Source organism: Polynucleobacter sp. MWH-HuK1, assembly GCF_018881815.1.
Classification (GTDB): Bacteria; Pseudomonadota; Gammaproteobacteria; order Burkholderiales; family Burkholderiaceae; genus Polynucleobacter.
Genome location: NZ_JACVPP010000001.1, coordinates 1,435,654 through 1,459,083 on the forward strand (window position 1 = coordinate 1,435,654; position 23,430 = coordinate 1,459,083).

At 43.1% G+C, this 23,430-nt stretch carries 22 protein-coding genes; 16 read left to right on the plus strand and 6 right to left on the minus strand.

Features of this window, described 5'->3' with window-relative positions; genetic code table 11:
* The 3 genes from ICE93_RS07375 to ICE93_RS07385 all read left to right on the plus strand — a co-directional run.
* Positions 1-352 (plus strand): cation transporter (locus ICE93_RS07375; protein ID WP_216186970.1); only part of this gene is annotated, 352 nt, incomplete at its 5' end.
* A gap of 174 nt (positions 353-526) precedes the next feature.
* Positions 527-1,903: a sensor histidine kinase gene (locus ICE93_RS07380; RefSeq protein ID WP_216186972.1), complete on the plus strand. Its 1,377-nt coding sequence runs from the start codon at positions 527-529 to the stop codon at positions 1,901-1,903.
* 72 nt (positions 1,904-1,975) lie between these two features.
* Positions 1,976-2,287 carry a helix-turn-helix domain-containing protein gene (locus ICE93_RS07385; RefSeq protein ID WP_216186974.1) on the plus strand — a complete coding sequence of 104 codons (312 nt, stop codon included), beginning with the start codon at positions 1,976-1,978 and terminating at the stop codon, positions 2,285-2,287.
* A 426-nt stretch (positions 2,288-2,713) separates the two neighbouring features.
* Here the strand turns inward: ICE93_RS07385 and ICE93_RS07390 are convergent, their stop codons facing one another.
* Positions 2,714-3,394, minus strand: coding sequence for a response regulator transcription factor (locus tag ICE93_RS07390; RefSeq protein ID WP_304609451.1), 681 nt, complete (start codon positions 3,392-3,394; stop codon positions 2,714-2,716).
* Between the two features lie 143 nt (positions 3,395-3,537).
* Here ICE93_RS07390 and ICE93_RS07395 point away from each other — a divergent pair, with 143 nt between their 5' ends.
* Positions 3,538-4,107 carry a phasin family protein gene (locus ICE93_RS07395; RefSeq protein WP_216186976.1) on the plus strand — a complete coding sequence of 190 codons (570 nt, stop codon included), beginning with the start codon at positions 3,538-3,540 and terminating at the stop codon, positions 4,105-4,107.
* A 66-nt stretch (positions 4,108-4,173) separates the two neighbouring features.
* Positions 4,174-4,485 (plus strand): hypothetical protein, encoded by a 312-nt coding sequence (locus ICE93_RS07400; RefSeq protein ID WP_216186978.1) that lies wholly within the window; start codon positions 4,174-4,176, stop codon positions 4,483-4,485.
* Here ICE93_RS07400 and ICE93_RS07405 read toward each other — a convergent pair.
* Entirely contained in the window at positions 4,482-4,835 is a 354-nt protein-coding gene (locus ICE93_RS07405; RefSeq protein WP_216186980.1) for a hypothetical protein, read from the minus strand. The two genes, ICE93_RS07400 and ICE93_RS07405, sit on opposite strands and share 4 nt — an antisense overlap.
* 2 nt (positions 4,836-4,837) lie before the next feature.
* Positions 4,838-5,035, minus strand: a complete 198-nt coding sequence (locus ICE93_RS07410; RefSeq protein ID WP_216186982.1) for a hypothetical protein — start codon at positions 5,033-5,035, stop codon at positions 4,838-4,840.
* 155 nt (positions 5,036-5,190) lie between these two features.
* Between ICE93_RS07410 and ICE93_RS07415 the strand changes: the two genes are divergently transcribed.
* The gene (locus ICE93_RS07415) at positions 5,191-5,529 is read left to right on the plus strand and encodes a hypothetical protein (protein WP_216186984.1); all 339 of its coding nucleotides are present in this window, start codon (positions 5,191-5,193) and stop codon (positions 5,527-5,529) included.
* A gap of 141 nt (positions 5,530-5,670) precedes the next feature.
* Here ICE93_RS07415 and ICE93_RS07420 read toward each other — a convergent pair whose 3' ends face one another.
* On the minus strand, positions 5,671-6,144 hold the full coding sequence (locus ICE93_RS07420) for a hypothetical protein (protein WP_216186986.1): 474 nt from the start codon (positions 6,142-6,144) through the stop codon (positions 5,671-5,673).
* Between the two features lie 4 nt (positions 6,145-6,148).
* Positions 6,149-6,340, minus strand: a complete 192-nt coding sequence (locus ICE93_RS07425; protein ID WP_082784112.1) for a DUF3079 domain-containing protein — start codon at positions 6,338-6,340, stop codon at positions 6,149-6,151.
* Positions 6,341-6,516: 176 nt separating this feature from the next.
* On the opposite strand from ICE93_RS07425, the gene ICE93_RS07430 reads away from it, so the two are divergent.
* Genes ICE93_RS07430 through ICE93_RS07445 form a run of 4 tightly spaced genes read left to right on the plus strand, consistent with a single transcriptional unit; the run spans position 6,517 to position 11,758 of the window.
* Positions 6,517-6,942, plus strand: coding sequence for a PAS domain-containing protein (locus ICE93_RS07430; RefSeq protein WP_216186987.1), 426 nt, complete (start codon positions 6,517-6,519; stop codon positions 6,940-6,942).
* An 11-nt stretch (positions 6,943-6,953) separates the two neighbouring features.
* On the plus strand, positions 6,954-8,108 hold the full coding sequence (locus tag ICE93_RS07435) for an NnrS family protein (RefSeq protein WP_216186988.1): 1,155 nt from the start codon (positions 6,954-6,956) through the stop codon (positions 8,106-8,108).
* A 31-nt stretch (positions 8,109-8,139) separates the two neighbouring features.
* A complete protein-coding gene (locus ICE93_RS07440; protein WP_216186989.1) occupies positions 8,140-9,360 on the plus strand; it encodes a nitronate monooxygenase family protein in 1,221 nt (406 codons plus the stop codon).
* The gene (locus tag ICE93_RS07445; protein ID WP_223146624.1) at positions 9,341-11,758 is read left to right on the plus strand and encodes an adenosylcobalamin-dependent ribonucleoside-diphosphate reductase; all 2,418 of its coding nucleotides are present in this window, start codon (positions 9,341-9,343) and stop codon (positions 11,756-11,758) included. Before ICE93_RS07440 ends, ICE93_RS07445 begins: the two co-directional genes overlap by 20 nt.
* A gap of 6 nt (positions 11,759-11,764) precedes the next feature.
* Here ICE93_RS07445 and ICE93_RS07450 read toward each other — a convergent pair whose 3' ends face one another.
* Positions 11,765-12,727 carry a hypothetical protein gene (locus ICE93_RS07450; RefSeq protein WP_216186991.1) on the minus strand — a complete coding sequence of 321 codons (963 nt, stop codon included), beginning with the start codon at positions 12,725-12,727 and terminating at the stop codon, positions 11,765-11,767.
* Between the two features lie 27 nt (positions 12,728-12,754).
* Here ICE93_RS07450 and ICE93_RS07455 point away from each other — a divergent pair, with 27 nt between their 5' ends.
* The 6 genes from ICE93_RS07455 to narH all read left to right on the plus strand — a co-directional run bounded on the left by ICE93_RS07455 (position 12,755) and on the right by narH (position 23,423).
* Positions 12,755-14,605, plus strand: a complete 1,851-nt coding sequence (locus tag ICE93_RS07455) for a type IV pili methyl-accepting chemotaxis transducer N-terminal domain-containing protein (RefSeq protein WP_216186992.1) — start codon at positions 12,755-12,757, stop codon at positions 14,603-14,605.
* Positions 14,606-14,638: 33 nt separating this feature from the next.
* The gene (locus ICE93_RS07460) at positions 14,639-15,298 is read left to right on the plus strand and encodes a response regulator (RefSeq protein WP_216186993.1); all 660 of its coding nucleotides are present in this window, start codon (positions 14,639-14,641) and stop codon (positions 15,296-15,298) included.
* A 126-nt stretch (positions 15,299-15,424) separates the two neighbouring features.
* On the plus strand, positions 15,425-16,687 hold the full coding sequence (locus tag ICE93_RS07465; protein WP_216186994.1) for a nitrate/nitrite transporter: 1,263 nt from the start codon (positions 15,425-15,427) through the stop codon (positions 16,685-16,687).
* Between the two features lie 24 nt (positions 16,688-16,711).
* Positions 16,712-18,094 carry a NarK family nitrate/nitrite MFS transporter gene (locus ICE93_RS07470; RefSeq protein WP_216186995.1) on the plus strand — a complete coding sequence of 461 codons (1,383 nt, stop codon included), beginning with the start codon at positions 16,712-16,714 and terminating at the stop codon, positions 18,092-18,094.
* A gap of 19 nt (positions 18,095-18,113) precedes the next feature.
* A complete protein-coding gene (locus tag ICE93_RS07475; protein ID WP_216186996.1) occupies positions 18,114-21,887 on the plus strand; it encodes a nitrate reductase subunit alpha in 3,774 nt (1,257 codons plus the stop codon).
* A gap of 12 nt (positions 21,888-21,899) precedes the next feature.
* On the plus strand, positions 21,900-23,423 hold the full coding sequence (narH, locus tag ICE93_RS07480; protein ID WP_216186997.1) for a nitrate reductase subunit beta: 1,524 nt from the start codon (positions 21,900-21,902) through the stop codon (positions 23,421-23,423).
* The last annotated feature ends 7 nt before the right edge of the window (positions 23,424-23,430 follow it).

Genomic DNA, 23,430 nt, shown 5'->3' on the forward strand with positions numbered 1-23,430 from the left:
GAAATTAGCTGGCATCGTTGAGTTTTTTTTAGCCGCCGGCGCAATTTGGCGAGCTAGCTATCAAATTTATACAGGGGCAGAGCCCGAAGCCAATGCGATGATTTGGATTTCTGTATTGGCTTTAATAGTGAATGTAACTTGCCTATTTTTAATATCCAAGCGAAAGGATGACGGAGTTCATATGCGGGCAAGCTATATCTTCTCCGCTAATGATGTTCTAGCCAATTTCGGTGTAATTATTGCTGGCGTATTAGTTGCTTGGCTTAACAGTCCGATTCCCGATTGGATTATTGGTTTAGCTATTGGATTCTTGGTGTTAAGTGGTGCTATTCGGATTTTGAGATTGAGGTAAAGCTAGGGGCAAAGACTGTCATTGGATGATGGAAAAACAAAATAATTGAGGGAAAACTCCAATCAATTTTTATTAAAAATTCAAATTTATTTTTATGAGAAATTGCGAAAAGTATCAGGATCGCTCTAATTTTCTAATACACTTTCAATAATAAAAATAGCAGCCTAGGAAACAATGTTTATCACTAAAGCAGTCTTTCCCGTTTTAATTACTCTATATGTGCTATGCGCTGGTCTGGTGTTTGTGTTGATTAAAAATAATAGATCCGCAAGATTGTGGATCTATGGTTGTTTAAGCGTAGCATTTGGTTTGGGCTTAGTATTACTTAGGCCTAATTTCCCATCTTGGCTAACTTACTCTGTAGCTAATTTTTTTACTTTGTTTGGCTGGTTTTTATTTTTTGTATCCCTTGAGGTTTTACTAACTAAAAAGACTACTACACTAAATTGGATCCCCATAGTTGCTGCTTTACATGGGTTAATAATTGAAATGCTGTTTTATTTTCAAATTGAAAAATATACGGCTACCTATTTAAGTTTCGTTTGGTCGATTATGAATTTCTGTTTCTTCTTGATCATTATCAAGTGGAATAGAGAAGGTGCGAATAAGTTTGTAAGGGTGATGGCTTATCTATTTTTAGCTACTTCCCTTGTATGGTTGTTTAACATTTTCATTGCCGTCAATCACAATATTAAATTTGTTATAGATGACAATGTTTCAAACTATTTGACATTAACTATTAATGCAATGTTGGCAATATTGCGGCAATTGAATTATTTTGCTATTCACTATGATTTGATCAATACGGAAAAAGAACAAATCAAACGTCTTTTGACAGAACGTGAAAGCCTCATTGCCAGCTTATTGAAAGCTAATAAAACAGCTGCTACTGGTGCTTTATCTGCCTCAATTGCTCATGAGCTAAATCAACCCTTAGGCGCATCGAACCTTAATATTCAGTTTCTAAAAATGAAATTAGACAAAGGGGTGCTAAATCCTGAATTGGGTAAAGAAGTTTTAGAGGCGCTCGAAGCCGACAATCAACGAGCTGCCACGATTGTGAAATCATTAAGATCAATTTTTACAGAAAGCGAATCTAATTCTGAGTTAGTCCGGTTGGGTGATTCGATTTCAATAGTATTAGATATTGCAAGGCCAGAACTGAAAGCAAAGCATATTCAAATCCAGTTACGAGTTGACGAGGACTGTGTAATACGCGTCAACCCATCTGAAATAGAGCAGGTGATTCTTAATTTAGTTAATAACGCAGCACAGGCCCTAGCAAGTTCCGATACAGCAGAGCGTAGGATCACTATAGAGGCCAATAAAGTTGGCGCACAGGTTCTGCTAGCCGTTTCCGATAATGGCTCTGGTGTTCCTGACAAATTCAAAAGTCAACTTTTTGAGCTTTTAAATACCACTAAGAAGACTGGTATGGGCCTAGGGCTATGGTTGTGTAAGCATATTGTTACTAGATATGGCGGCTCTATTCATTACGAGGATGCCATTGGTGGTGGTGCGAAATTTGTGGTGAAGTTGCCAGCAAATTAGCCCAATGGCTAATTGACCAAGCTTGCCTATGGTGAAAACATAAAGCCCTAATTGTTATAGCTTGTGGGTTTTATGAATTTAGCGCACATTCAATCTTTCAGGCAGCTAGGTAAGCGTCTTCGCGAAGAGCGAGAGATGCGTGGCCTGACATTACCTGCAATCGCAAGCTCGTGCGGTTTGGCAATTCAAGAAATTGTTCGGATTGAGAATGGTGAATTATTGGGATTCAGACAAGCACTCGAAGATACTTTAAATAATGCTCACATTTATGCCGAAGCATTAGATATTGAATTGGGGGGTATAGGGAGACAAAAAGCCGAGGCTGTAACAATAAATGCTCAAAACGATGAGGTCTACATCCCAGCTTTTTTAAGAAAAAAATAACTATTATTTCGGCTTGCCCGCTCCTACGGGTTTAACCACTTTCAGTGAAAGCTTAAAGTGGTTTTATTTTGTCGGCTTACCCGACAAAACACCATGACCGTCCCATAAAGAGACGCTTATAGTTCAAGCGGTCCTCCAGCGTAGAACATCCTTACCCACTAAATCCTGACAAGGTCATTTATTGTTTCCATCAGCAACCACTTTCACGCGAACCAAATGAAAAAGCCCCTAGATTTCTCCAGAGGCTTTTGTATAACTGGTGGGTCGGGCGAGATTCGAACTCGCGACCAACGGATTAAAAGAAGTCGTGCCTCTTCAAAAACCTATATAGCATAAGGCTTTGAGAGACCAAAAAATGAGTGTGCGATTGACTGTGCGATTGCTTTTTGGTGCAAAGTTCGAATCCAGCGGTCGGATTTTGTCCTGTTAATGATATTGCTGGTTTGTTATAGAGAGTTTGAGAAGGGTTGCCGCTCTATTGACGCCAAGTTTATCCATTACATTAGCGCGATGTGCTTCTACGGTTTTCAGTGAGATGTGTAGATTTTGACCAACTTGTTTGTTGGTGCAACCTGCAGTAAGGCACTCCAAAACTTCCCGCTCTCGTTTGGTGAGAGTTTTGAGTTTGTTGCGTATGGAATTTAATTCCATATGTTTTTGATAGTCGCTATATGCTTTATCCAGCATTTCATTTGCTAGCTTACAAATGAGATCTTCTTTGTAGGGCTTTTCAATAAAGTCTTGAGCGCCTTGTTTGATAGCTTGGACCGCTAGTGCAACATCAGCATAGCCGGTAATGAAAGCAGCTGGTAGTAAATAGCGCTGTTTAATTAACTGAGTATATAGTTCAAGACCGCTCATTCCGGGCAAGCGGTGATCAAGCAATAAGCAAGCTGGAATTGCTGGGTCTGCATTTTGTAGGGCAAGCAAAAACCGCTCGGCACTTTCATGGGGGCTCACCTTAAATCCATTGCTTTCTAGTAGCCAGACTAAGGATTCCCGAGCATCCTCGTCATCGTCCACTATATAAATGACGCCAGTTTTAAGGGGGATAGATTGAGCATTCAGAGGCATGACTAACACCTTTACTTGATGGATTACCATCATAGGCGCCTTCTAAAGCCTATTAATTGGGAGTTACCCTAAAATATGTTGCTTTGCAGCAAAAAATGCTTGCCTTTGGTGCTAGTCCCTTTTAAAATGGTGCATCGCAGCAAAATGCTGCCTATACTCTGCTTAAAGGAAATATCATGTTTCAAAACCAAGTAAATGCCCAAGTAGCACAAGCACAAGCTAAAGCTGTTGAAAACGCTAAACAATTGGCTCAAGTAGCCGCAAACTGCGCCCAAGAATTGGCTGAAATTAACCAAGCCGCTGCTAAAGATGCTGTTGCTGCTGCTCAAGAAACCAGCGCAAAGCTGTTAGCCGTAAAAGATCCACAGCAATTGGCTAAATTGGCTCAGCCAGAAGCTGCTCAAGAAGCTTTGCAATATGCCGCTCAGTATCAAGCTAAGGTAAAGAAAGTAGTTCAAAACGGTAACCATGAAGTTGCTGAAATCGTGGACGCTTCTATTGATGAGGCTCGCGCTGAATTAGTAAAGTTCGTTAAAGAAGCGACTAAGTCTGCTCCAGCAGGTTCTGAAGCATTTGTATCTGCATTTAAAACTGCTTTTGAAACTTCATTGCAACAGTTTGATGCTGCTCGTGCACATGCTACTGAAGCATTTGCAACTTATGAAAAGAATGTTGACGATGCATTGGCAACTTTGCAAGCCCAAGCTGGCGTCGCTAAGCCTGCTAAAGCTCGTAAAACTGCATAATTGAGTTTTCTGTTTTCAATGAAAGCCGCCCACTAATGGCGGCTTTTTCTTTGGACTTCATGGGCTATGCCAACCATCACAAGCAAAATTGATCCATTAGTAAGCCGCCTTAATCAGCGGGCAATAGATGCGCAAGTAGATTTTCTTGCGCAGGGCAGGGCATTGATAAGCGAGTGGTTACGGGCGACAGATCAGGAAGGTAATTTTGAATTGGCGGTAGATTGGCTATTGGGTAACGGTGCGGATCGTTACTTTAATGACAATCGAGAGGTGCTCGCAGTAATAGTCATGCGTAATGCCATGCAGTTATTTGAGATTCGCGATAGTGCTACTGAAGACGTCTACCAAGATGCAAGAAATTGGTTTGAGGTAAGTTAAGTAACTTTCTTCAACTTTTCTGCAATGATTTTGAGGGCCTGCTCAGCAGTCTTAGCAGGCTTTCCACTACCTGATTTACCAATGACAAAGTAGTGTTCCTTGTGAATATAAATGTGAAGATAAAGCTCATTCTTATTTGCGCCAATGACTATTTGTAAAACGGGCTCATTACTTGCGTGATCAAAAGTCTCGGTAAATGAAGTAAATCCCAAATCATGGGCGTGTTGATCCGCTAAATCCCGAATGAGATTGCTAATGCCTTCAACGAGATTGCAATATTCCCTGTAAAAGACGGGATTGGTATGCCGAAGCTCTGCAACAGCTATAGCGTGTAGGGTGCTAGAAGCCATGGCTATTGAATGATCTCCAGATGAACGTATGCGTCTAAATTGGCCATTGTGTCGCGCTTATCTAAAACAGCTAATCGTAAAGCTTCTTGTTTAAAGTCTTCAAGGCTCGGATGCGAGCCATCACCGCCTAATGAGACGATGTATGTCCAGAGCACTTGGCTTCTTTGATCTTTGCGGTAGATATCGACAATCCGCTTCATCTATCCCCCTTAAAAATGACTATACGCCCAGATTTAAGATATTGGTTCTAATTTTTATAATGCACCGCCGCAAAACGAAGTGCGTTTTCAATGAGTATGAGTTTGACTTGACTGTGGTCAATGATTGCTATGTAGAAATTGCATAAGATCTTTCAATGTCAAGTGCGTATATTCGCTTTTTAAATCTCATTGATGCGCTCGATCGCATGAATCCCGGCCGCGCATTAGATTGCCTGGAGATTGAGTTACTTGAATACATCATGGCGCAGAATTCGAAAAACAATTCTTTATTGGTTGGCGATCTGATTGGTCTAAGCCATTTAGGCTCACAAGCTACCTTGCATGGCAGACTTAAAAATCTGTCTGCACAAGGCTACATTAAATTAATTTCTGACAAAGCGGATGCTCGTAAAAAATTCGTAATCCCCACTCAGCTTACGATTAAGTATGTGAAATTTATGTCTGATTGCTTGGAGAAGAGTTTGAGATCTTAATTAAAATGGCGGCCTTCGGGTTGGTATTTTTTTGAGCGTTACTTTAAGTAACGCTTGTCTCATCTAAATATCAAGTGTAGGATTTAGCTAGTCTCCTCCATATTGGTATATGGTTTATACCCGCTCATAGGCGGGTATTTTTTAATAAAAAAATCCGTGAGCACCCAAAACGGAGGCAATTATTGTGACTAGACTTAATAGCAAAATAATTGCATGCACAATTTGAGTTTTTTGTAGGTTAGTGATGTTGTGCCCATTCTTGACCATCTTTCCATGATCTTTTAAGAAAAATGGTTCCACTATAAAAAGAGCAAGAAAGAAGAGTGCCCAAACAAAAACCATGGCATGCATCCAGAAGTATTGGATTTCTGTAAAGCGGTTCCAGGCATTCAGTTTATAGATCATATAGAACCCACTAATGCCTGCTAACAAGACCATTACTCTGGCGATATTGGCAAATCTATTTTCAATGGCATTAAAAATGGCCAATTGATCAACGCGAAACGAGGTTCGTCTAAGAGTGGGAATAAGTACTAGCGTAACAAAAGTAACGCCACCCATCCAAATCACTACGCTAACAATATGTATTGCTCTTGCGATAGTTAAGTCGTTCATGGAGCTATTGTGGGTTCTTGAGTAATTCTCGATTATCCATGCCCCACGTTTCCCAACCCTCGCCAAATAGTTCATATGGATGTTGAGCTCGATCTGAGCCATTTCCACAAGCCATTGAGTTTGAAGGGCAATACCTCTCACACCCCCAGCAGACGCGTTCAGGGTGCGGCGGATTGATTGGAAACTTCTTTTGCATGATGTGCTCATTAAATTCCAATTAGCTGGATTGGCATTTGATCTATCGCAAATGAAAGGGTGTTTTGATGATTTATTAGAAACCTTACTTTTTTACATAGTTCTATCGGGCTATATCAAACCCCACCCATTATTAGGAAAATGTTCCAAATTTGTAATTTTTAGATAGAGGCTTCTATGTCAAATCAGGTGAATTTTGAACAGCTAGCAAATGTTATGGGCGATGGGGTAGTAATTTCCGATGCCAAAGGGGATATTGTTTTTTGGAATGCTGCAGCAGAGCGCATTTTTGGATATAGCTCTAGTGAAGCTTTGGGAAAAAGCCTGGACATCATTACGCCTGATCGTTTTAGAGAGCGTCACTGGGATGGCTATAAAAAATCAATGGATACAGGAACCACCCGTTATGGCACAACACTATTGACAGTACCCGCCTTGCATAAAGAAGGTAAGCCTTTGTCTATTGCCTTTACCGTAGCCATGTTGACCGATGCCTCTGGCAAAGTTACTGGAATTGCCGCTGTAGTGAGAGATGATACTGAGCGATTCCAAAATGATCGGGCTTTAAAGAAGCGCATTGCGGAGTTAGAGGCGAAGTCTTAAGGCTAATTGACATGTCCAAAAAGACAATGCCTTTATTTGCTCTTGGGTTTAGACCATTCTATTTACTGGCAGCGCTTTGGTCTGTGATTGCCGTAGCTGAGTGGCTATGCGAATTAAGTGGCTATAGCTTCAGGGGTAATAGCGCAATACCTGGTATTCAGTGGCACGCTCATGAAATGATCTTTGGCTTCGCCGCTACGGTTGTAGCTGGTTTTGCGCTTACGGCAGTAAGGGCTTGGACGGGCTTGAATACTCCAACTGGCACATCATTGATGCTATTGGTTTTGCTTTGGATTGCTGGCAGAGTAGGACCATTATTGAGTCCTTACCTGGCAGTTGTAGATGTTTTATTTTTGCCTGCAATTGCGTTTGCTATTGGCAGATTGATTTTGCGTCAGCGTATGTATAGAAATTTATTTCTCCCATTCATTTTGAGTGTATTGGGTGTTTTAAATGCTGTGTTCTATCTTTCGGCGAATAATCGAATTCAAATTGATGCCAATAAAGTCTTGATTATTTCTTTGTTTTTGATTGTGATGATTGAGATCATGATTGGGGGCAGAGTTATACCAAGTTTTACGGCTAACGCATTTTTTGGGATAAAGCAAATTCGTAATAAAAACTTAGCAACCTTAGTACTTGCTTGTTGTGGCGCATCTTTCTTGCTGTGGATTTTTTTTCCAGCAAGTTATTTGACTGCGATAGTTTGTCTATTTACCGGTCTGATTCAATTAAAGATGTTGTGGGGTTGGAATCCCCTTGCAACAGTTTCTAAACCAATCGTATTGGTTTTGCATGCTGCATATTTATGGATTCCACTTGGCTTTATTCTCTTGGGGCTCTCTGCATTAGGTTTTGTGACGATCTATATACCAGTTCATGCATTTGGGATTGGCGCAACCGCAGGGCTCATCATTGGAATGATTACGCGCACTGCAATGGGGCATACCGGCCGCCCATTAATTGCAGGTGTAATCGAAACGCTTGCTTATACATTGGTACAAGCTACAGCAATATTTTGGATGTTGGCTCATGCCTTCAGTGGAACATGGTTTCACTCCGCTCTTGGCTGGGCTGGAATTTGCTGGTGTACAGCATTTATTTTGTATTTGTTTAAATATTTTCCTTGGTTAACAAAACCTCGATTAGATGGGCAACCTGGCTAAGCAATAGCCACAACACTACTTAGGTAACTCAATGACAACATTAATTCCGACTGACGTTATGGAGTTGCTTTCTAAGAGTGGCGTGTCTCCCTTGGTGATAAAAGGGAAAAACATATTGCCTATAGTGCAAGGTGGTATGGGCGTTGGAGTATCGGCTCATCGTTTAGCTGGTGCTGTGGCGAAAGCCGGTGGTGTAGGAACGATTTCGTCGATTGATTTGAGGCGTCTACATCCTGATTTAATGGAGCAAACCCAGCATCTCAAGCCGTGTTCTGAAAGTCGAGAGGCAATCAATGCGGCAAATATAGAGGCTTTGAGGCGTGAGATTCTTCAGGCCAAGAAAGATGCTGGCGGGTTTGGTCTTATTGCTGTGAATGTGATGAAAGCCGTCAACGAATATGCTCAATATGTAAGGTGTTCTTTAGAAAACGGCGCTGACATCATTGTTGTAGGTGCTGGATTGCCGCTGGATTTGCCGGATTTGGCAGCAGATTATCCAGATGCTCTTTTAATCCCCATTCTTTCTGAGGCTAGAGGTGTTCAATTATTAGTTAAGAAATGGATGAAAAAAGGTCGCCTGCCAGATGCCATTGTGATTGAAAATCCCCGTTTAGCTGGCGGGCATGTTGGAGCATCAAGCGTTACGGATATTCATAATACTAAATTTGATTTTGAAAATGTTATCCCAGAGGTGCTCAAATTTTTTGAAGAAGCTGGAATTGCAGGAAAGATTCCTTTAATCGCTGCTGGAGGTATTTCAAGTCTTGAGGATATTAAGAGGCTTCAGGCTTTGGGTGCATCAGCAGTGCAGTTGGGTACCGCCTTTGCCGTTACTACTGAAGGTGACGCGGACGATGCATTTAAACATGTCTTAGCTAACGCGAAAAAAGAAGATATCGTAGAGTTTCTCAGTGTCGCAGGCCTACCAGCCCGAGCAGTGAAGACTCCATGGCTTGGCAAATATCTCAAAGTAGAGAGTGTTCTCAAAGAAACGGCTCGCAAAAAACCACGCTGCACAATGGTATTTGATTGTCTGCATGACTGTGGTTTAAGGGATGGGAATAGTTCGTGGGGTCAATTTTGCATTGACAAAGTTCTAGGAAGCGCATTAGTGGGTAGCGTTCAAAAAGGACTTTTTTTTAGAGGCGCAGGTGCATTGCCATTTGGCACTCAAATTCGCCCAGTAATTGATTTAATTACAAGACTTTTATCTGATGTGGAGCCAATCGAATATGGTTATGCAGCCAATTAGCGTTGATGTATTAGCAGAAAAATATTTAAAAAGCGGAGAGTCTGACGCTGATACAATTTTTAAGCGAGTGGCAAAAAGTCTAGCCGCAGTTGAAGATTCCAAAATTCAAGACGTCGTAGAAAAGCAATTTTTAGATAATTTCTATGCTGGTGCAATTGGGGCTGGGCGCATTATGAGTTCAGCTGGGACAAGCATTAAGGCGACCTTGATCAATTGCTTTGTGCAGCCGGTTGGGGATTGCATTCAAGATTCTGATGAAGATGGATATCCAGGCATTTATGAAGCTTTGAAGCAGGCTGCAGAAACGATGCGTCGTGGCGGAGGTGTTGGCTATGACTTTTCCAGAATTCGTCCAAAAGGTGCCGAGGTTAAGGGAACGGCCTCGATTGCCTCTGGGCCATGCAGTTATATCAATGTCTTTGATCAGTCTTGCTCAACCGTAGAGAGTGCTGGCGCACGCAGAGGCGCGCAGATGGGTGTATTGCGCATTGATCATCCTGATGTATTGGAATTTATTACTGCCAAGAGAACGCCTGGACGCTGGAATAACTTTAATGTCTCCGTAGGAGTTTCTGACGAGTTTATGAAATTAGTTGGCTCAGATGGCGAGCTCGAGCTTTGCCATAAAGCTAAACCATGCGAGGCGTTAATCGCAGCGGGAGCATATCAAAGAACAGATCGGTTCTGGGTATACAGAAAGGTCAGAGCAAGAGAGATTTGGGATGCGGTAATGCAATCTGCTTATGACTTTGCGGAGCCTGGCATTCTATTTTTAGACAATATCAATCGCGATAATAACTTGTACTATTGTGAACGGATTGATGCTACTAACCCCTGTGGTGAACAACCATTACCTCCCTACGGTTGCTGCGATCTCGGGCCGATCATTCTGCCAAAGTTTGTTGTCCATCCCTTTGGTTTTGATGGCGAGCCTTATTTTGACTTTGAGCGATTTGCTCAAGTTGTCAAAGTACAAGTACGCATGTTGGACAACGTGTTAGATGCTACGTATTGGCCGCTAGGTGAGCAAGGTTTAGAGGCTCGCGCAAAAAGGCGTATTGGTGTTGGTTTTACTGGGCTTGGTGATGCTTTAATCATGTTAAAGCTTTCCTACAATAGCGCAGCAGCACGTATTAAAGCAGCTGAAATTGCTGAGAAACTTCGCGATATTGCTTATGGCGCTTCGGTTGAATTGGCAAAGGAAAAGGGCTCATTCCCTGCTTTGGATATTGATCAATATCTATCTGGTGGTAATTTCGCGAGTCGCTTGAGCGATGTTTTAAAGGCAGATATTCGAAAGCATGGAATTCGTAATAGCCACTTGCTTTCTATAGCCCCAACAGGAACGGTTAGCTTAGCATTTGCTGATAACGCATCCAATGGCATTGAGCCGCCATTTTCGTGGACCTATACCCGCAAAAAGAGAGAGGCCGATGGCACTACTAAAGAGTACGCAGTAGTGGATCATGCTTGGCGGGTGTACCGTGATTTAGGTGGGGATGTGAATAATCTTCCAGAGTACTTTGTTACTGCGTTAGAAATGTCCGCAGAAGATCATGTATTGATGATGGAAGCTGTACAGCCATACGTTGATACTGCGATCTCAAAAACGGTAAATGTTCCTGCAGACTACCCATATGACAAATTTAAAGATTTGTATATCACCGCTTGGAAATCTCATTTAAAGGGATTGGCAACCTATAGACCTAATAATATTTTGGGTTCAGTTTTACAGGTGAGCCCTTCTTCTACAGAAAATAATTTGCCAGCCATTGAAACAGATGAATTGCGTAGCAACCCATCTCGAAAAGTAATCGATCGACGCCCAGATGGGGAGTTGCCAGCGGTTGCTGAAAAAATTACCTATTGGACACAAGAGGGTAAAAAGACGCTTTATCTTGTTATTTCGTTCTTGGCTGTCGAAGGTTTAGTGGACGGTAAAAAAGCGAGCGTTGAGAGGGCTATTGAATTTTTTATGCCTGTAGGTCAAAGCGGTGAATCGCAGCAGTGGATTACTTCTAGTATGCGGATGCTTTCATTGGCAGCTCGCGGGGGCTTTTTAGCCAGAGCGCTAAGCGATATGAAAAAAGTAGCTTGGGATAGAGGACCTGTACGCTTAGGTACCAAGAAAAAGCAAGATGGTGCGCTAGCGCCGATGTGGCATGACTCTGAAGTGGCTGCCGTTGCTTTTGCAATAGAAAATATTTTGGCAAAGAGAGGAATTGCTGAGTTCAAGTCCTCTGAGGATTTTGCGATTGGTGAAATCGATCCACAAAAAAGTGCAGCAGGCAGTCTTATGGCTGGTAAAAAGTGCCCAGACTGCGGAGCTCATGCCATGATCAAAAAAGATGGCTGCGATTACTGTACTAGCTGCGGGTATGTTGGTTCATGCGGATGAACAAATTTAATAGAGTTGTCTTTTAATCAATAGAACAAAAGTCCGTAGCAGTAAATAAAAGACGAGGGCAGTAGTTAATGTAATTGCGATTGTTGCGGCAACATTGGGCCATCCACCACGAATGACGGCTTCGATGATGCAAGAAGTTGTTGCTGCTGCGGGGAAGGCGAAAGACCAAAATCCAAATGAAAACGGAACTGCTGTCCAAGATCTCCATCTGGTTAGCACTGCAAAAATAGGCCCAGAGGCAATTCCAAGACCAACTAATACAGCATCTACAGGAATGTTGGGCCAGATGCTTACTGCGGTAATAGTACTGACTGCAGCAGGACCCATTTCGATACCTATTGTTGCTCGGTATTGTGGTGGCAAAGGGCCGGCAAATAACCGATGCAAGATTCGCATCTCTAATAGTGCCCACCCCCCAAGACCCATACCCCAAACCAGATACCCAAATCCAGGTAATCCAATTGCTGTTAGTGCGGCACCTCCAACTAAGCCGCCTGGAACAATCGGCAAATAAAGCGCCGGCGTTACTTGATCACTTGGCATATTGCCCATCGATAACAGATATACCACTCGCCAGGCAATTGTTACCTGAGTGATTAGCGCAATCGCAGTTAAGGTATAGGCAAATGTTGTGTACTCTGGAAATCTGGGAAAGAGCAAAGCAATGGCAAGCATTGTGCTAATTGGAAAGTAGGCCATCATGGGGCCTAAAACTGGGTTTAGAAACTTCTCTTTAATCGCTTTTGGATAAAAAATTGCTTTAATACTCCAGAGGGTTGCTAGAAAGCATAGAATAAGCAGGCCAAGACCAAGGAAGAAGCGCTCAATCCAGAAGGTTGAAATTGATGTGATGTGGGAATACTTGCTCCACGTAAATGAAAGGCTTAGCAGCCCTAAAGACATTCCAAATAATCCAGGATGGAGGCGGTGGAGCCAATTAGGTTCTTTGTCTCTTTGCATGATTGCTTTTATGTATAGTTTTATTAAATGATGAATAGAGAATTTACCCTAAAAAAGAAGTTAATGTTCATTGGTATTGCACTTTTGGTGTTGGCCATGATTTCCATTAGCTTTACTTTATGGGTAACTTGGAAATTAGAGGGCGGCGCTGCAGCTATTAATGAAGCAGGGCGCATGCGTATGCAGACTTATCAGTTAGCGCTATTGGCTGGTGAAGGCAAAAAAGAGGCCGCTTCAAAACTGATTGCTAAATTTGATGACAGTATTATTGTTCTTAAAAACGGCGATCCATCAAGACCGCTATTTGTGCCTTGGAATAAAGTCAATCGAATTTATTTTGCCAATATCTCTAGTCAATGGAGCGCGATTAAAGCAGATTTAGTGAGTAAAAAATCGGACAGTGTTTCGATTGCGCAAGTTGATAATTTTGTCTCCAGTATTGATCGATTTGTTGGTTCAATCGAAGGCGAAGTAGATTACTGGACTAATCTGTTGCATTTATTTCAGTTTGCAATGTTAGCAACTTCACTCATTGCCACTTTATTAATTATGTATGTGGGATACTCGGTTATTTTGGATCCCGTGGAAAAGTTACGCTTAGGTTTTGAGAGTGTTAAGTCCGGTAAACTCAATACCCGAGTAAAGATTGATGCTCAGGATGAATTTGGTGATTTGGCCGCTGGGTTTAATTCAATGACTTCCACCATTAGTGATTTGTACGGCGGTCTTGAGGCTAAGGTGGCGGAGAAGACCTTGCACTTGCAGGAGCGCCAAAATCGATTGCAAGCTTTATATGATTTAAGCTCATTTGTATCGCGTGAAGATAACCTGGAAAAATTGGCCAAGGGATTTTCCGAGCGCATTATGAGTTTGAGTAATGCTTCTGCTATTGCCATTCGCTGGACTGATGAGGCGAACCGCCGATACTTTTTACTATCTGGCGCAAATCTTCCAAAAACAATTACACATGAAGAGCAGTGTGTTGTTTCAGGAGATTGCTATTGCGGCCAATCTACAGGCCTTAGTGAAGTTCAAGTCGTTACGTTTAATCCCAAAACGGAAGCAGAGCGGCATTGTGTGCGAGCTGGCTATAAGACGCTCATTACTGTTCCGATTCTCTTTCAGCAAGACTTGCTAGGAGAGATCGATATTTTTTATTCTGATCCAACAGATTTGGATCAAGATCAAAAGTCATTGTTTGAAACACTCGCCCACCATCTGGCGGGGGCTATGGAGGCTGTGCGTATTAAAGCGATGGAAAAAGAAGCGGCCATATCTGAGGAGCGGAGTCTTTTGGCAAGAGAGTTACATGACTCGATTGCCCAATCGTTAGCATTTCTGAAGTTGCAAGTGGGTATGCTAAAGGATGAGTTGGTTGAGCCGGCCACCACTAAAGCGAAGAAAATTCTTGGCGAGCTTGATGAAGGTTTGCGTGAAAGTTACAGCGATGTTCGGGAGTTGTTGTTGCACTTTAGAACAAGAACTAACACTGAAGATATTGAAACGGCAATTCGAACTACTTTGCAAAAATTTGAACACCAATCAGATATTCATAGCGAATTAGAGATTCATGGGCAAGGCTTGCCTTTGGCGCCAGATGTTCAAATACAGGTAATGCATGTAATACAAGAAGCTTTATCAAATATCCGCAAGCATTCCAAAGCTAAAAATGTAAAAGTTATTGTGAATCAGTCGCCACAATGGATTTTCCAGGTGATAGATGATGGCATTGGCTTTTTACCGGATGATATTTCTATTGATAGTACGCATGTGGGTATGAGTATTATGAAGGAACGAGCAATGAAGATTGGCGCTGATTTAAAGGTCGAGACGAATACTCCAGCTGGCGCCAAAGTACTGCTAACATTGCCAGCATAATTTGCCTAAGTTGAAAGGTGTGAGGGTATAAACATGGAAAAGATTCATATACTGGTAGTAGATGACCACACTTTATTTAGGCGCGGCTTAATTGCTCTGCTGTCACAAGCACAAGATTTAGAAGTGATTGGAGAGGCTGGGGATGCCATTGAAGCCATTAGGCTATGCAAAACTTTGAAGCCCGATGTCATTTTGCTAGACAACCATTTACCAGGCGCAAGCGGTATTCAATCCTTGCCAGATATTTTTCATGCATCCCCGGAATCAACAGTGATGATGCTCACAGTTAGTGAGGATGAAGGGGATTTAATTCAAGCGCTGCAAAATGGGGCGCAAGGGTATTTGCTCAAAACTAGCGAAAAAGATGATTTATTGTTGGGAATACGTAGGGCTTTCGCGGGTGAGTCTGTCATCAGCAAAGAGATGACGCATAAGCTTGTAAGCGCCTTTAAGACGAACAAAAAGTCAGATGAGCGCCCGACTAGTTCCTCATTATTAGCCAGCCTTTCCCCTCGAGAGCTTGAAACCGTAAAGCTCATTGCTACTGGCTCTAGTAATAAAGAAATCGCAAGAGAGCTAGGCATTGCTGAAACAACTGTAAAAATTCACGTTCAGCACGTGCTTAGAAAGCTCAATCTATCATCGCGCGTCCAGGTTGCTGTTTTTGCTAGCGCAGAGGGCATTACTTCTTAAGTAGTAGTTCTTTAGAACTATGCCTGTCTATAGACATAGTTCGACTGCTTTTCAAAAGTAGTCTTTTGGGGGATATGCTCAGCACCCTCTAGTTTTGATAATCACTCATGAGATTAGGGGATATTCATGAGTGCGACTACCAAAACCAGTAATAAAGCTTATTCAGTCCTGATTGTGAGCACCTTAGCGTTCACTGTGTGTTTCATGGTGTGGATGATGTTTGGTGTGATTGGCATCCCAATCAAGAAAGCACTCAATCTAAATGCAACCCAATTTGGCTTATTAACGGCTACACCGATTCTGACTGGCTCATTAGTACGTGTGCCTTTGGGGATCTGGACTGATCGTTACGGCGGTCGCATTGTGATGTTTATTTTGATGCTATCGACTGTCATCCCAATTTGGATGATGGCTCATGCAACAGAGTATTGGCACTTTTTGACTATTGGTTTATTTGTTGGTTTGGCTGGTGGATCCTTTTCCGTTGGAACTCCATATGTTGCAAGATGGTTTCCAAAGAATCGCCAAGGCTTTGCAATGGGTGTATATGGCGCAGGTAATTCCGGTGCGGCGGTCAATAAATTTATTGCGCCAGCCCTAGTGGTGGCTTTTGGATGGACGATGGTTCCCCAGGTTTATGCCGCAGTGATGCTCGGGATGGCAATCTTGTTTTGGATGTTTAGCGCCAGCGATCCATCGCATTTAGTATCAAGCAATATCTCTTTTAAAGATCAATTAAAGGCGCTTAAAGATCCAAAGGTACTTCGCTATTGCCAGTATTACAGCATTGTTTTTGGTGGCTATGTTGGTTTAAGTCTTTGGATGGTGCAGTACTACGTTGGTGAGTTTGGTTTGGAAATTCGCACTGCAGCGTTATTGGCCGCTTGCTTTTCACTTCCAGGCGGAGTCTTAAGGGCAATTGGCGGCTGGCTTTCAGATAAGTATGGCGCTCACCAAGTGACTTGGTGGGTAATGTGGGTTAGTTGGGTTTGCCTCTTCCTTTTGTCTTATCCACAAACTGATTTCACCATTCAAACGATCAATGGTCCACAGACCTATCACATTGGCTTAAATATCTACGCCTTTACAACCTTGATGGCGATATTGGGCGTTGCTTGGGCGTTCGGTAAAGCCAGCGTTTTCAAATATATCGGCGATGACTATCCAAACAACATCGGAACCATTTCCGGCATTGTTGGTTTAGCTGGCGGTTTAGGCGGATTTATTTTGCCGATCATGTTCGGTGCAATTTTAGATATTACCGGCATACGTTCTAGCGCATTTATGTTGATGTATGGAGTGGTCTGGGTTTCATTGATTTGGATGTATTTAACTGAAGTTCGTAAGACTGAAGTAATGGGTGAGAAATCACTTAAACCCACCCATTAATCATTTAAGAGAGAAAGGCACAAAATGTCCTCCACAGTAATTACTCGTTGGGAGCCAGAAAATAAAGATTTCTGGGAGTCCACCGGAAAATCAGTTGCAAAGCGTAATCTGATTCTTTCGATCCCTGCATTAACTTTGGCATTTGCAGTTTGGATGGTTTGGTCAGTAGTAGTAGTGAATTTGCCAAACGTGGGATTTAAATTTTCCACAAATCAATTGTTTTGGCTTGCGTCACTACCAGCACTCTGTGGCGCCACATTGCGCATCTTCTATTCGTTCGCCGTACCCATTTTTGGTGGACGTCGCTGGACTGCTATTTCAACGGCATCCTTATTAATTCCTGCGGTAGGTATTGGATTTGCTGTTCAGAATCCAGCAACCCCTTATGAATTTTTTATTACCTTAGCATTGCTTTGTGGTTTTGGGGGCGGCAATTTTGCGTCTTCAATGTCTAACATTAGTTTCTTTTATCCAAAAGCGCAAAAAGGAACAGCTTTAGGTCTAAATGCTGGATTGGGTAATTTGGGTGTTTCGATTGTTCAGCTAGTTGTTCCGCTGGTTATCACTGCAGGGGTGTTTGGAGCATTGGGTGGTGAGCCACAGACCGTAACCAAGGCAGGCCAACAAGTTCCAATGTGGTTACAAAATGCCGGTTTTATTTGGGTACCATTTATTGCAGTAGCAGCTATTGCTGCATGGTTTGGGATGAATGATTTGGCTGAGGCAAAGGCATCATTTGCAGACCAAGCAGTCATTTTTAAGCGTAAACATAATTGGCTTATGTGCTGGTTGTATTTAGGTACTTTCGGCTCATTCATTGGATACTCCGCTGGATTTCCATTGCTGATTAAAAGTCAATTTCCTGGCGTCAATGCTTTGAGTTATGCCTGGCTTGGACCTTTAGTCGGTGCTTTAGCACGCCCATTCGGTGGTTGGCTTGCCGATAAGTTAGGTGGTGCTCGCGTGACATTTTGGAATTTCATTGCAATGGGCGCCGGCGTATTTGCAGTCTTGAATTTTTTGCCTTCGCAAGGCGCAGGCGGTAATTTCTATGGGTTCCTCATTGCCTTTATGTTGCTATTTGCTACATCTGGTATTGGTAATGGCTCGACATTCCGCATGATTCCAGTAATTTTCTTGACTGAGCGTCAACGTGCTGCCGGAAATAATCCAGCGGATAAAGAGCAGGCAATTCGTGATGCCAATAAAGAAGCGGCAGCTGTATTGGGATTTAGCTCTGCAGTTGGCGCTTATGGTGGATTCTTTATTCCAAAGAGCTACGGAACATCTATTGCTGCTACTGGCGGTCCTGAAGCTGCTTTGTATTCCTTCATTATTTTTTACGTCACATGCACCTTGATTACTTGGTGGTATTACAGCCGTAAAAACGCACCAATGCCTTGCTAAAAGAACTTAAAGGATTGATATGAGCCATTTTTTAGATCGCCTGAAATTTTTATCTACAGATACTGAATCATTTTCAGAAGGACATGGACAGGTCACTGGCGAAGACCGCACGTGGGAAGACGCCTATCGTTCACGTTGGCAGCATGACAAGATCGTGCGCTCAACCCATGGCACCAACTGTACTGGCTCATGTTCTTGGAAAATTTACGTTAAGGGCGGTATCGTAACTTGGGAAACACAGCAAACTGATTACCCACGCACTAGACCAGACCTTCCTAATCACGAACCACGCGGTTGTGCTCGTGGCGCAAGTTATAGCTGGTACATGTATAGCGCCAATCGCGTGAAGTATCCGATGATTCGAGGAAAATTGCTAAAACAATGGCGCGAAGTAAGAGCAGTTGCAAAAAGCCCGGTAGATGCTTGGGCAACTTTAGTTGAAAGCGATGCCAAAAGAAAAACCTGGCAAGAGATGCGCGGTAAAGGTGGCTTTGTACGCACATCTTGGGATGAGGTAAATGAAATCATCGCAGCAGCCAATGTGTACACCATCAAAAAGCATGGGCCAGATCGCATTATTGGTTTCTCGCCAATTCCAGCGATGTCAATGGTCAGTTATGCCGCTGGATCACGCTACTTAAGCCTAATTGGCGGCGTATGTATGAGCTTTTATGATTGGTATTGTGACTTGCCGCCAGCAAGTCCACAAATTTGGGGCGAACAAACTGACGTGCCAGAATCGGCCGATTGGTATAACTCTACTTACATCATTGCCTGGGGTTCCAATGTTCCTCAAACACGCACACCTGATGCTCACTTTTTCACCGAAGTTCGCTACAAGGGCGCTAAGACAGTAGCGATTACACCAGACTATGCCGAGGTTTCAAAATTGGCTGATATCTGGATGCATCCTAAACAAGGTACTGATGCTGCTATCGCCATGGCGATGGGCCATGTGATTTTGAAAGAGTTCTATTTCAAAAAACGCACTCAGTATTTTGATGATTATGTGCGTCGCTATACCGACATGCCAAACTTGGTTGTGTTAGAAGAGAAGACACTTGAAGACGGTAGAACAGTATTGGTTCCCGGACGCTATGCTCGTACAAGTGACTTTGAAGGCAATTTAGGTCAGACCAATGGTTCTGAGTGGAAGACCGTAGCATTAGATACTGCCGGTAAACCCGTGGTTCCATACGGCTCAATTGGTTTTAGATGGGGTCAAGAAGGCCGCAAGGATCAAGGCAAATGGAATCTTGAGTCCAAAGAAGCTCATCATGATAAAGACGTGACTCTGAAATTATCTTTGATGGAAGATCAGTCAATTCACGATGTGGTGCCTGTAGGCTTCCCATATTTTGGTGGTATTGATACGCCGCATTTTGATGTGAATAAACAAAGTGATGTTTTGGTACGCAATATCCCTGCCAAAAAAATGTCCTTTGTAGAAAATGGAGCTCCAAAAGAAGTATATGTAGCTACCGTATTCGATTTATTGGCAGGCAATTATGGTATCGATCGCGGCTTAGGCGGTGATTGCGCTAAGTCATACGATGACAATGTCCCTTATACGCCAGCATGGCAGGAATCAATCACTGGCGTAAAACGTGAGCAAGTAATTGCTGTAGCCCGTCAATTTGCCGAAAACGCTGAGAAGACTAAAGGTAAGTCAATGGTCATTATTGGCGCAGCCATGAACCATTGGTACCACTGTGATATGAACTATCGCGGCATTATTAATATGTTGATGATGTGTGGTTGTATTGGCCAAAGCGGTGGTGGTTGGGCGCACTATGTTGGACAAGAAAAACTACGTCCACAAACAGGTTGGACTGCACTCGCATTTGCTTTGGATTGGATTCGCCCTCCACGTCAGCAAAACTCCACCAGTTTCTTCTACGCCCATACAGATCAATGGCGTTACGAAAAGCTAGGGATGGAGGAGGTGCTATCTCCTTTAGCAAATAAGAATGAATACCAAGGCAGCATGATCGACTACAACGTTCGCGCCGAACGGATGGGGTGGCTACCGTCCGCACCGCAGTTGAAAACCAACCCATTAAATGTGGTTAAAGAGGCAGTTGGAGCTGGCGTTGATCCTAAAGAGTACGTAGTAAAAGGATTGAAGGCTGGCACATTGCAAATGAGTTGCGAGGATCCTGATCATCCAAGTAACTGGCCACGAAATATGTTTGTGTGGCGCTCGAATATCTTGGGTTCATCAGGTAAAGGGCATGAGTACTTCTTGAAGCACCTACTGGGCACAAGCCATGGAGTGCAAGGCAAGGACTTGGGTAAAGATGAAGCGCGGCCTTCTGAGGTTGCATGGCACGATAAGGCTCCGGAAGGTAAGCTGGATTTATTGGTTACGCTTGATTTCCGGATGAGTACTACTTGCTTGTATTCGGATATCGTTTTGCCAACCGCTACTTGGTATGAAAAAAATGATTTGAATACAAGTGACATGCATCCGTTTATTCATCCACTGTCAACAGCCGTGGACCCTGCCTGGGAGGCTCGCAGCGACTGGGAAATTTATAAAGGGTTTGCTAAAAAGTTCTCCGAGGTATGCGTAGGTCACCTTGGGGTTGAAAAAGAAATAGTGCTTACCCCCTTAATGCATGACACGCCTGCAGAAATGGCTCAGCCATTTGATGTGCAGGAATGGAAAAAAGGAGAATGCGATTTAATTCCCGGGAAAACTGCACCACAGATGACAGTGGTGGAAAGGGATTATCCAAATACCTTTAATCGATTTACAGCCCTTGGCCCACTAATGGATAAGGTTGGCAATGGTGGTAAAGGAATAGCTTGGGATACTAAGGTTGAGGTCGAGCAGCTACGTGAGCTTAATGGCAAAGTTGAACATGGCGAGATGGCTGGCATGGCAAAGATTTCTACTGATATCGATGCTGCTGAAGTGGTATTAATGCTTGCCCCAGAAACCAATGGCCATGTTGCGGTAAAGGCTTGGGATGCACTTTCAAAAATTACTGGCCGTGAGCATGCTCATTTGGCGCTACATCGGGAAGATGAAAAGATTCGCTTCCGTGATATTCAAGCGCAGCCACGAAAAATTATCAGTTCGCCAACTTGGTCTGGTTTGGAAAGTGAAAAAGTTTCCTATAACGCAGGCTATACCAATGTCCATGAATACATTCCATGGAGAACGCTCACTGGTCGTCAACAGTTCTATCAAGATCACAAGTGGATGAGGGCATTTGGTGAAGGGTTTGTTTCATACAGACCGCCAGTTGATCTGAAAACCATTGGTGAGGTTCAGGGCATTAAGCCAAATGGCAATAAAGAAATAGTGCTTAATTTCATTACGCCGCACCAAAAGTGGGGTATTCACTCAACCTATAGCGACAATTTGATGATGTTGACTTTAAACCGCGGTGGTCCAGTGGTTTGGTTAAGTGAAAACGATGCAGCAAAAGCAGGCATTGTCGATAACGATTGGGTTGAGCTTTACAACACCAATGGTGCTATCGCTGCTAGAGCGGTGGTCAGCCAGCGTGTAAACCCAGGAATGATCATGATGTATCACGCTCAGGAAAAAATTATCAACACTCCTGGATCGGAAATTACGGGTATGCGTGGTGGCATTCACAACTCAGTCACCAGAATTGTTCTTAAGCCCACTCACATGATTGGTGGTTATGCCCAATTAAGTTACGGATTTAACTATTACGGAACGATTGGCACGAATCGCGATGAATTTGTGAAGGTTCGGAAAATGCGAAATATTGATTGGCTTGATAGTGAAAATGCCAACACAGTTCAAGCGTAACGGAGAAATAAGATGAAAATTCGCGCACAAATTGGCATGGTTTTGAACTTGGATAAGTGTATTGGTTGCCACACTTGTTCTGTTACTTGTAAACAAGTTTGGACTAACCGTCCTGGCATGGAATATGCTTGGTTTAATAACGTGGAGTCAAAGCCTGGTATTGGGTATCCTAAAAATTGGGAAGACCAAGAGAAGTGGAAGGGTGGCTGGAAGCGTAAAAGTAACGGCAAGATTGAACCAAAACAAGGCGGTAGATCTAAGATTTGGATGAACCTCTTCGGGAATCCGAATTTGCCAGAAATTGATGATTACTACGAGCCATTTACTTTTGACTATGAGCATCTTCAATCCGCACCAGAATCTAAGGCGGCCCCAACAGCACGTCCTCGTAGTTTAATTACTGGCAAGCGGATGGAAAAGATTGAATGGGGTCCAAACTGGGAAGAGATTCTTGGTGGTGAGTTCGTTAAGCGAAGCAAAGACTCCAATTTTGATCAAATGCAAAAAGATGTATGGGGTCAGTTTGAAAATACCTTCATGATGTATATGCCAAGGCTTTGCGAGCATTGCCTAAATCCAGCATGCGTTGCATCATGCCCGTCAGGCTCAATATACAAACGCGAAGAAGACGGCATTGTTTTGATCGATCAAGATAAATGTCGCGGCTGGCGTATGTGTGTATCTGCATGCCCGTACAAAAAGATTTATTACAACTGGAAGAGCGGCAAGGCAGAGAAGTGTATTTTCTGTTATCCCCGCATTGAAGCTGGTCAACCCACGGTATGTTCTGAAACTTGCGTTGGGCGTATCCGGTATTTGGGTGTCATGCTGTATGACGCAGATCAAATTGAAAATGCAGCAAGCGTTGAGAATGAAAAAGATCTCTATAACGCTCAATTAAAAGTATTTTTAGATCCAAACGATCCTGAAGTTCAAAAGCAGGCCTTATTGGATGGCGTTCCACCTTCATGGGTTGAATCAGCTAAGAAAAGCCCTGTTTACAAGATGGCGATGGATTGGAAAATTGCATTACCTCTGCACCCAGAATACAGAACTTTGCCGATGGTTTGGTATGTCCCACCATTATCTCCAGTAACAGGCGCAGTCGAAGCTGGTTATGTTGGTGTCAATGGGCATATTCCTGATGTGAAGCAATTGCGTATACCAGTTCAGTATCTGGCCAATATGTTGACGGCTGGAGATGAAGCGCCAGTGGTGTCTGCTCTTGAAAAGATGTTGGCAATGCGGGCATGGCAGCGGGATAAGCATGTAGATGGAACCAGAAATTTAGAAGCTATTAAACAGGCCGGCATATCTGAAGATCAGGTTGAGGATATGTATCAGATTATGGCAATTGCAAACTACGAAGATCGGTTTGTGATTCCAACTTCGCACCGAGAGTACGCTGAAAACACTTTTGATATGAAAGGTGGTTGTGGGTTTACCTTCGGTAATGGCTGCTCTGACGGTGACTCCGAATTAAGTTTATTCGGGGGCTCAAAACGTCGGACTATTCCAATTAAGCCTGCAGTATAAGGAGCAA